The organism is Ruegeria sp. CDSA089, assembly GCF_059612205.1.
Genome location: NZ_JBXWQD010000021.1, coordinates 1 through 9,530 on the forward strand (window position 1 = coordinate 1; position 9,530 = coordinate 9,530).

10 protein-coding genes are annotated in these 9,530 nt (G+C 51.3%); 8 read left to right on the forward strand and 2 right to left on the reverse strand.

Annotated elements, in window-relative coordinates; all coding sequences use genetic code 11:
• The 7 genes from AC2FJ6_RS20660 to AC2FJ6_RS20690 all read left to right on the forward strand — a co-directional run.
• Positions 1–527 (forward strand): hypothetical protein (locus AC2FJ6_RS20660; protein WP_496669840.1); only part of this gene is annotated, 527 nt, incomplete at its 5' end.
• A gap of 55 nt (positions 528–582) precedes the next feature.
• Entirely contained in the window at positions 583–1,197 is a 615-nt protein-coding gene (locus AC2FJ6_RS20665) for a hypothetical protein (protein ID WP_170775850.1), read from the forward strand.
• 53 nt (positions 1,198–1,250) lie between these two features.
• On the forward strand, positions 1,251–1,556 hold the full coding sequence (locus AC2FJ6_RS20670; RefSeq protein ID WP_170775848.1) for a hypothetical protein: 306 nt from the start codon (positions 1,251–1,253) through the stop codon (positions 1,554–1,556).
• Positions 1,546–1,773: a hypothetical protein gene (locus AC2FJ6_RS20675; protein WP_170775846.1), complete on the forward strand. Its 228-nt coding sequence runs from the start codon at positions 1,546–1,548 to the stop codon at positions 1,771–1,773. The genes AC2FJ6_RS20670 and AC2FJ6_RS20675 overlap by 11 nt, the downstream gene beginning before the upstream one ends.
• A 120-nt stretch (positions 1,774–1,893) precedes the next feature.
• Positions 1,894–2,538 carry a protein-tyrosine phosphatase family protein gene (locus AC2FJ6_RS20680; RefSeq protein ID WP_170775844.1) on the forward strand — a complete coding sequence of 215 codons (645 nt, stop codon included), beginning with the start codon at positions 1,894–1,896 and terminating at the stop codon, positions 2,536–2,538.
• 19 nt (positions 2,539–2,557) lie between these two features.
• Entirely contained in the window at positions 2,558–3,991 is a 1,434-nt protein-coding gene (locus AC2FJ6_RS20685) for a hypothetical protein (RefSeq protein WP_170775843.1), read from the forward strand.
• Positions 3,992–4,052: 61 nt separating this feature from the next.
• Positions 4,053–4,922, forward strand: coding sequence for a metallophosphoesterase family protein (locus AC2FJ6_RS20690; protein ID WP_170775841.1), 870 nt, complete (start codon positions 4,053–4,055; stop codon positions 4,920–4,922).
• Here AC2FJ6_RS20690 and AC2FJ6_RS20695 read toward each other — a convergent pair whose 3' ends face one another.
• Entirely contained in the window at positions 4,923–5,681 is a 759-nt protein-coding gene (locus tag AC2FJ6_RS20695; RefSeq protein WP_170508314.1) for a hypothetical protein, read from the reverse strand. It lies immediately after the preceding gene.
• Positions 5,682–5,858: 177 nt separating this feature from the next.
• Between AC2FJ6_RS20695 and AC2FJ6_RS20700 the strand changes: the two genes are divergently transcribed.
• A complete protein-coding gene (locus AC2FJ6_RS20700) occupies positions 5,859–6,788 on the forward strand; it encodes an SdiA-regulated domain-containing protein (RefSeq protein WP_496669842.1) in 930 nt (309 codons plus the stop codon).
• Between the two features lie 88 nt (positions 6,789–6,876).
• Here the strand turns inward: AC2FJ6_RS20700 and AC2FJ6_RS20705 are convergent, their stop codons facing one another.
• Entirely contained in the window at positions 6,877–8,955 is a 2,079-nt protein-coding gene (locus AC2FJ6_RS20705) for an autotransporter family protein (RefSeq protein ID WP_496669844.1), read from the reverse strand.
• Positions 8,956–9,530: the final 575 nt, after the last annotated feature.

The following is a 9,530-nucleotide window of genomic DNA, read 5'->3' on the forward strand; positions in this document are numbered from 1 at the left end:
TTTGGCTGGTTGGGACAGGAACGAGACCCTTTGTCCGGAGTGTTCCTGCTGCCGTTGGGACTACCTTGGATACTTGTAGCGGACTTAATTTCGGAGTCCGCCAAGCCGTGGTTCGCGGCGATTGCACCGGCGCTCAACATTTTGGCGCTGGTTTTTATTTGCAGGTGGGCTCGCAGTTTACACCAGAAATGAAGGCAGAGCTCTGTCTCACCAAAAGGGAGGCAAACATGGGAAAAGTTTTCTTGGGAATTGTGATCGGGCTCGTCCTTGGCGTGGTTGGGGCGATGACCTTGGGTGGCGGTGCCGCGATGGGCGTCGGAGTTGCGACAGGCTTGTCCGCCGGTGTCTGCACCACATTGAAAGGAGCACAAGCCGAGAACCTTATCACCGCCGAGCAAGCGGATCAGATCCTCAACCGCGTAAATTCCGAAATGGCGTCACTGCAAGGAATTGAAACGACGGACGAGATCGTCGGCAGCGCACAGGCATGCGATGAATTTCTGTCAAAGTTACGAGAAGCAAAGTGAGGTTCCGCTTTGTACGGAACAAAACTGTAAGGACAAGCCAACAGGGAACCATCTGATGAAACTCGTTTTACTCAAACTCCTCACACCCATGTTCGTAATCGCGGGCACAGCTGCTTTTGCAATGTCAGAAGCCGATGACGCGTGTATCGACCAATTACGGCAGGTTGGAGGACCAGACGGTCAATCAGGTACGATTGAAAGCTCAGAATTCTCAGAGGCGGGTACGCTCGTCATGCTGCGAGACGCAGGCGGAACACTTTGGCGCTGCATCGCGTACAAGGATGGCAGCATTGGAGAGATGTCGGTTGTCGAGGCGATGGATGATGGCGGTGGAGCCATGGCAGGTGCCGTCGGTTCTACCGGTAGCCAGCGTGTCAAATTTGATGCTGGTTCCACCGGCGCTGAACTCGTTGGCCAACTCGCCCCCGGAGCTTCCCAGCAATATGTTCTCGGTGCAAAGAACGAACAGTTCCTCTACGTCCGCGTCGCTCCGCGAAATGGCTCCTTGGACTACGTCATTCGTAACCCCGACGGTTCTGAACTGTTGGGATTGATGTCGGCGGACAAGGAGTATCGAGGACAGCTTTGGCAATCCGGTGATCATGTTGTGGAGGTTATCAATCGCAGCAACTCTTCTGTCGACTACAACGTCATTTTCGGAATTGAATAGGTGATCAATCAGAAACCCTGGAACGCAAGTCAAAAAAAGCGAGGGAAAAACAGATGAAACCCAAGGTCCTATTGGTGATCGGCACGGCGTGTATTGCTGCGCTTGCAGCATGCGACGACAGTGGTGGATCAGTGGATGCAAGTGCACCAACTGTGGGCAGCTCTAGCGATCTTTCGTCATTTGAAGGGGCAAGAGCGGGCCAAGCTGAAATGGGCATCCAGAGTCTCGGATTTGAACTCGTCCGCAGCGAAGGGCTGACCTCGTACTGGTTTAACAAGGATACTGGTGCATGTGCTCGGATCACGACGTCTGAGGGAAGGTACTCAGATGTAACTATGCTGCCATCAGGTGACTGCTGACACATTTTTCATCAATCAAATATCTGCAAAAGGGAGCTTTAGTTTGCATTTCGACTTGGCACATGCGGCGGTTACCATCGTCGCTCTAATTGTAACAAACCTGGCATTGAAATCGGCCGGCGTGATAAACGAAGAAAACAAACACCAATTGAACTGGAAAGTTTTTCTGGCCTACTTCGTGGTCGTCTTTATCATCAATTTGGTGTGGCCGATTTAAAGCTTCAGGTCGGAAAGTCTATCGCGCACTTGATACGGCTGCCGAGAATGAGCCGCTCCAATAGATTACCAAATGGGAAAAGTGTGAGCATAACAGGCTGAAAAATAGAAAGGAGCTGGCATGCGGTTTTTGACGTCCCTCATATTCATTGGTGTTCTCGCAACCGCTGCGAGTTCTGACGTGACCAGTCGAAATGGCGGTCCAAGCAGCAGTCAAATGCTCTCAAAGGGTGGTGACGGTGGCGTCGATGGTGTCGCTTTCTTTCGCCCGGTCTTGAGCGGTGTCTTGTATCGATCCGGTTTCAAGGGCGGCGACAAGGATCGAACGGGCCTGAGTGAAGGTCAACGCGAAACTCTGTGCGGTGAAGGGTTTTCAACCGGGTTTTATGCCGACTTTGGCAAAAACACTGAATACGGTCGCACCAGTTGTGGAAACGGATCCTTTGACTATCAGAGCGCCAGATCCTCCCGTCCCAGTGCCGTCATGGCGTCCATACATGAGGTGATTGAAAACCCTGGAAAGGGTCCTGTTCTGGTGCACTGCATGTGGGGCGTTCATTCCTCGGGAGCATTGTCGGCAATGGCGCTCGTTCAGTTTTGCGGTTGGACGGAAGAAAGGGCCAAGGATTATTGGAATGATGCCCGAAACGGGGCCCCATGTTCCGGCGGGTGCGACCAGTGGATTGACTCAAAATTCTCCAACTTCAGTGTCGACCCCACTTTGAAGATCTCCGCCGAACAACAGGCGGCGATTTGCCCCAAATAATATTGGGAGGACTATCCAAATGAAGTTCAATCTTCTGGGGTCACTGGCTTTCATTGCACCCGCTGCCTTGTGGGCGAGCGAAGATGTCCTCGGTGAAGCCACGACATTTGAGAGTCCCAACGGCGTTACGGAACGCTGCATTCGGATCGAAAAAGTTCCAACGGGCGCGTATCAAAAAAGCGATCTTGAGGAAGAGACAGCCTATTGCGAGATCGATTTCTATGCCTCCGAAATTGCCATTTGCCCAAAAACCTGGAGCACCAGCCCAGGAATGGCCGTCTACGATATTTCGGAAGGTCCCTACGTGGGGAAGCGCTCTGAGTTCGAGAGAAACGCTTGCAAAGAGGGGAAGGCGGCGAAAGATCTAGCCAAGGACAGGGTGGCCAAATTCAAATCCACCATGAACCAAAAGGGCACCAGTGGAACCTTTTCCACCTCGTCGCTGCTTTACTATCATTTCTCCAGATATTTCGACGCGACTGTAAAAGTTCCAGTCGCCGTTTGGCGAAGCATGGACGCCCAGACGCATTTTTCCGAGGTTGCAGAGCCTGGCCTTGCGATTTCTGGTGGCTCTCATGGCGGGCGAATGAACCATGAAGGCTGGCGGATCTTTGCAGCTGCGGATGCCGACCCGAACTCATACCAACCGACCGATGATCTATTCACCGCAGATCGAACGCAAATATACGGTGTACTGCTTGATAGTCCTGGGCATAGATACGGCTCGGAAATCAACGGCACGCGCAAATCTGGATGGGGGAAAGGTCAGAACCGCGATTTTCAGGAAACCCCCGCTTTCCTAGCTTTGCGTTCTTCAAAACCCATGCCAGAGGCAATTGCAGAGGGCGTTAAAGAAGGCCGTAAAGACCGGATGATCAACAAGGATCTCGGTCCCGATGTCAGTGACCAACAGATGACCTTTTGGATGCAAGAGCTTACCGAGATCGTGCTCCTCGACTTCATCTTTAGCCAGCAGGACCGCGTGGGAAACATAGACTTCACACCCTATTGGTATTGGGTCGAAGACGGAGAACTGAAGCATAAGAAAGCCAAGCACCATGAGCCAAACGATGGAGATGTTCCCGCCGAGGCGTTATTGATCCGTCGCAGCAATCTAAACGACAACGATGCTGGTGGGCGGGTAGCGTATGCCAACTTCGCGAAGTCCACTCAAATGCTGGAGAAAATGCGACACTTCTCTCCAAGTACGTATCGGCGCTTGGTTTCTTTGAATAATGATCTTAAATCTCAAGGTCCCGTCTACGGCTGGCTGTCGCAGAGCCTTGGGTTGTCAGATAGGCAGATTGCACAAGTTGTAAAAAACACCCAGCTGGCAACGTCCATCCTCCAGGACAATTGTTCAAATGGCGATTTGATGTTCGACTTGGATCCTGTCGCATTCTTTTTGAGAAACGGCACCGAGGTAGAGGCTGTGGACTGTTATGAACCGTAGGTGGTCTGCTCTTATTGCGGTGTTCATTTGGACCGCTCTGCTAACCTGCAAAGCGGCGGCATTGGATGTCATCGTCATATCGGATCTGAACGGAAGCTATGGCTCGGTAAAATACGATGCGCGCGTCGACAAGGCGATTAAGCGGATAATCGAAATTAATCCCGATCTGGTGATTTCGACGGGCGATATGGTCGCGGGACAACGAATTCCCAATTTGTCAGACAAACAGGTCAGGGAGATGTGGAAGGCGTTTCACAAGGCCGTATCAGATCCTTTAGCGGCTGCCGGAATTCCATTTGCAGTCACGCCTGGAAACCATGATGCCTCCGCCTACCGAGGGTTCGAGCGTGAAAGAAAAATATACGCAGAGGAATGGGCACCAAGAAAGCCAGATGTCGATTTCCTGGTTTCGGATGACTACCCGTTCTTCTATGCGTTTGAGATGCAGGGTGTAACGTTTGCATCTTTGGACGCTACGACCCTTGGGCCTCTATCCGGCGACCAACAAGACCGAGTTGAGGAGCTGGGGGCCAATGGAGACCCGATTGTCACTTTCAGTCACCTCCCTCTTTGGCCTTTCGCGATCCAGCGTGAACGCGAAATCATCGGTGACCCAACACTTGAAAAAATCTACCTGGAAAGCGGTGTCGTTCTGCATTTGTCAGGGCACCATCATGCCTTCTATCCAGGTTGGAAAGACGGCGTGGCTTACGTCTCTCAAGCTTGTTTGGGAGGTGGCCCGCGACGGCTTATCGGCTCAAAAGCCAGATCACCTCACAGCTTCACTCATGTTACGTTCCAGTTGAATGGAGAGTTTGAGATAGCAGTATATCGAGGGCCTGATTTCGAAAGGTCGGTGGACTTCAAGTCGCTTCCGAAAGAAATAAGATCCCCCAATGCCGTGTTGAAACGATTGGACCTTGTTAAATGACTAGAAGTTGAGTTTCAGCTCAACTTTTTCAGGCACCAAATCGTTTATCATCTCTTCGATCCGGGCTTCCGAAAGTCCACCCGAGGTGATGAAAAGCAAAGAAACGCGAGATTTGCCCGGAACGTGGTGTTTTCTGACTAGCTTCCAGCCAGCGTCTGCGGCCATGGTTTCAATGGCTCCGCTGACTTTCAATGAGTGCTCTTCGTCTGAAGCCTTGAGCGAAATCTCCACGCCCTTGTTTCGCCCACCGAGCCAAATGAAACACCAACATACAACCGCCACCAGTGTGGCCATCAAGGGTAAGCCCAGCCCTACCGCCAGCCCAAGCACGGTGACTATAATCATTTCCACCGTGTCGACCGGGTCATCCATATTTGATCGGAACCTTAACAGAGCTCCTATTCCAAAAATCACGAACCCGATCATCGATCCGTGCTGTACGACCAAAAACCCAACCGCCATGCCAACAAGCGCGTATAGGAAGAACAGTCGCGGCATGACGATATCGCTGACACTTCTGCGGGCTCTCCGCCTCACAGGGTGATAAACGATCAGTCCAGTCAATATGACTGTTACGATAACGTCGAGAGTAAAGAAATACAGTTCCTGTTTGCCCCGAAACTGTATCCAACGTCGTTCGATAAGTATTTCCGACTCCGAAGTACCGGCCAACAAGGTCGCGGGGTCGACTTGTGACACCGCAGCGCCTGGCAACAGCACCATCAATAGCACGGCCATAAGTGGGAACGTCTTGTTCAACTTAACTTCCCTCCTGCTTACTCTAGCAGATTACGTTCCGCCAAAGACAATTCTTGTCCAATTCAATCGCAACAGTCGGGATCAGGTAAAGAGATTACAATGCACTCTTCGGACATCGCATCCAGACTGTGATACGAACGCTGATACGGAGATGTGGTCCAAGCGCGAGAAGATCCAATGACAGAATACAAGCCACTTCGGTCGAAACTTGGGTTTTCACGGTGCTTCCCCAAGCTTGGAACACTAGCTTCTTTTGCAAGCGCGACTGTTTCATTTCTGGCATGGATCGAGCTCGCCCACGCCGAGAGTCCCGGTTTGACTCTCATCGACTCCTTCAAGGTGGCGGATAAATCGGAAGGCTTCTCGGAGCCTTCCGGATTGTCTCTGTCCAACGCGGAAGGCTTCTTATGGTCAGTAAGCGACGCTGAACCTAAACTGCACCTACTTGGAATCGACGGGGCATTAGGAAACTCATTCAAGCTGCCTTCATTGGCGGGATCAGATTTGGAGGGCGTCGCATCACGAAAAGATGGGTCTGTTTTAGTACTTCAGGAAACTGATCGATCAATTCTAGTCGTTCACCCGACTGACCCCATTCAACTAACTACAATCTCTCTCACATCTCTCAAAGGCTACTCGGACGCCGCTGAATTGCTCGTCGGTAACCCTTTGAACAAGGGACCTGAGGGCATCGCCGTCGACCCGGAATCCGGGCGGGTCTTCATTGGCATTGAGGGACAACCAAGGTTGTTAATGGTCGTATCACCAGAGCTAGATGAAATTGTTGAGATGATTCCTTTAGCCCGCGATGCAGGTTTTATCTCCGAGCGTGTAGATGATGATGAACTGGATTTGAGCGGCCTGGCATGGTCCCCGTCTTTACGTTCTCTTTGGATTGTGAGTGACAAAGGCCGTCAAATCTTCGTCTACAATCCAGAGTCCAAGTCCATAAAGTCTATCAGTTTGACGTTCACAGAAGATGGAAAACAAAAAGAAGTTAAACATCCCGAAGGGATCGCCCTCGATGAGACCAGAGGGCTTCTCTATATCCTGACAGACGACGCCAAGAAATCGCGGCTTTATGTTTTTAATATCCCCAAATTTTGATCGCTAGAGAATGACGCTCACATTGCCACGATAGCTTCCGCAAGTTGTTGCAGCTAACTTACCACTCCTCTTCGTTGCTCCACCCTAATCAGAACCGAACACTTAAGTTTGCACCGAGGCCATGCTCTTGGCCGTTGGAACGAACTGAGTAACCATACCCTGCCGTTAGTCTTGCCAGATCAGAAATCTGATAGCCCAGTCCAAGCCCAAGAACGAAACCATTGGCGCCTCGGTTTTGTCCGACTTGCGTGAATGTCCCAAATATCGGGCTGGTGACAGTGATTTCGTGTTCACTGTCTTTGTTGGCAAAAAAATCATACTCGTAACGAGCAAAGGCGATTGGGGTTAGCACACCATTCTCTGTCAAGAAATCCCGCTGGTAGTCAATTCCAATAGAAGCGACCAGCGATTCTGCGTTCGCTTTTTCAATCGAGTAATTGAAATCACTACCGCCAGTCTCTGTGCCTGAACCTTGTTGGATACGCCCGTAGTTCAATCCGAAAACCGTAGAAACCCTTGCACCGCTCTCCAGGTTAAACAACTTCCGTGCCTGGATACCGGCGTGGATTCCCTCTTGGTCCAAATCCGATTTAGCCTCGCCCCCCGTAAAGCCATCAACAGAAGGGTTGTTCCGCTTGGCATCAGTTTCACCGAACATGTAACCGATCAGTCCGGAGAACTCCCAAGTTCCGGTTGTTGTACGCCCATACACGCCCACATGATAGCTGTCGGTCGAAAAGTCCTGATCGACTTGATCGTGTTCATCCATGGAGGATGTCCCAAAACCTGCGTACACGCCGACCACACCTCTATCGGTGCTTGCGACATCCGCTCCGACCAAAATCGTGCCCAGCGAATAGTCGAATGTCCCAAGGCCATTGCTTCCATCAACGTCCCCGCTCACATAGGCCGTGTCGATCCACCAGCGCCGATCAGAGCAGTCAATTGCGCCACTCGGGCTCTGGGCCGTGTCGATTTCGCCTGCTGCAACGGGTTGATCCGCATTGCTGAAGCCAACCGCTTGATACTTGCGGCAGTCAGCGTGGCTCAGCACAGTGTTGGTTATCAGGTCAAGTTGCTCAAGCCCAACGGTCAAATTGGAGGAATAGGGTTCTGCGTGCACACGGTTAAACCCAGCCAAGCCTGAATTGGTAAGCGTGTTAACGGTGTTGCCCAAGGTTGAGCCATTGGTCAGATTAGTTCCAGGTGACGTGTTTGTAGTGTTGGCCACCGCACCAGCAAGGTTGCTTGCATTGGGAGATCCAACAACTGATGGATGTTGTGGCAAACTCGAGACGGAGAGGGTCGAAAACGCTAAGTCGATTCTACCGTCCGCGGTTGGCGTGTTTGAGATACTCAGACTGGATAGGGCGGGCAGAGATCCTCCGGCAACAAGAGTTGGGGAGTTTCCATCGAAACTCGAGGCTTGAAAAACCGTGTAGTCGTTGCCAGCAGCATAGTCCTGCGCAGTCAGGCCGGGACGAACGGCTTCGACTTGTATGGTGGCGCGGTTAATCCCTGTCACGGGCCCGCTGGATGACACCAAGTCAGCTTTCTGACCGGCCGTCGGATCGACTTCGCTTAAAAGTCTTGACCCAGTTTCAAAAGCGATTCCGCCACTATTGTTGAGCGTACCAATTGAAAAGCCCGGCGAAAGCACCCCTCCGTTCTTAACTGTGAAGTTGAATGCGTTCACGGTTCCCGTTCCGGCAAGCGTGCCAAAATTCTCAAAGTTTACGGTGTTCAAACTGCTTGCGGCATCAAGCCGAACAGTCGTGCCTGCGGCTATCGTCATGTCACTAGTTGAAGAAATCGAACTATTCGTCAGTGTGAAATCAGAAGCTTCAGCAACCCGGGTTTGGATATAGTACGCCCCGAAAACCACTTCGGTAGCCCCCATAACAGTCAGGTTGTCGTAGGTTAACGGTCGGTCTGACTGGAAGTAAACTTCAGTGGGGTCGATATTCGCGCCGTTGAACGGAACAAACGTCATTGATCTGCCGGAACCAATCGAAGTTCCAATGAGGTTCACTCTGAGCTTCCCGTTGATGTTTGTTGCCAACGCTTCCCGGGATACAAAGTCTCCGCTGCCTGCCGCGACATCAACATTCAGAAGAGTTAAAACTGAAGCATTGCTTGGAACGGTATTTTGGCCAGGAACATACAACTCAATTTCACCTGAGGACGTGATAGAGGAGTTACCAATTGTAAGTCCTGTTATGGGTCCGTTTGGGATCGGCAGACACGTGCGTTCCGTCGCTGAGATTGTTTGATTAACGCGAGTGCTTTCAGATCCAGAAGCGTACTCTATCCGGGGAGAACCTAATTCCACGCAGGCCTGTGAGCTTTGGGCTTGTACTTTGGTTGGCGACATCAAATAAGCCAAGATTAAGAATGAGATATTCGCCAGAGTGATGCGCTGAGCAATTCGACTTAGTGGGAACGGCCTATTGTTTGTCACCAACTTTCTCCTCTCGCGGTACAAGCGAAGCTACCTCAACTTAGGACTTGAAAAACAAAGTTTATCTTTTTGGATTTTTTGTTGTGGCATATGAGCAAGCTCACAACACGGGAAGGTCTGCGCAATGCAGACCTGCTCATGCATTTACTGCGAGGCAAGACAAGCCGGGTTTTACATTCCGACCAAATCCACCTTTGCGTAGAAGTGTCCGTCATCAGAGGTTTTGGGCCAGTTGGCGGTCTGACCTAAGAGAGGATCTGGCTCATCCGGTTCGCGTGATT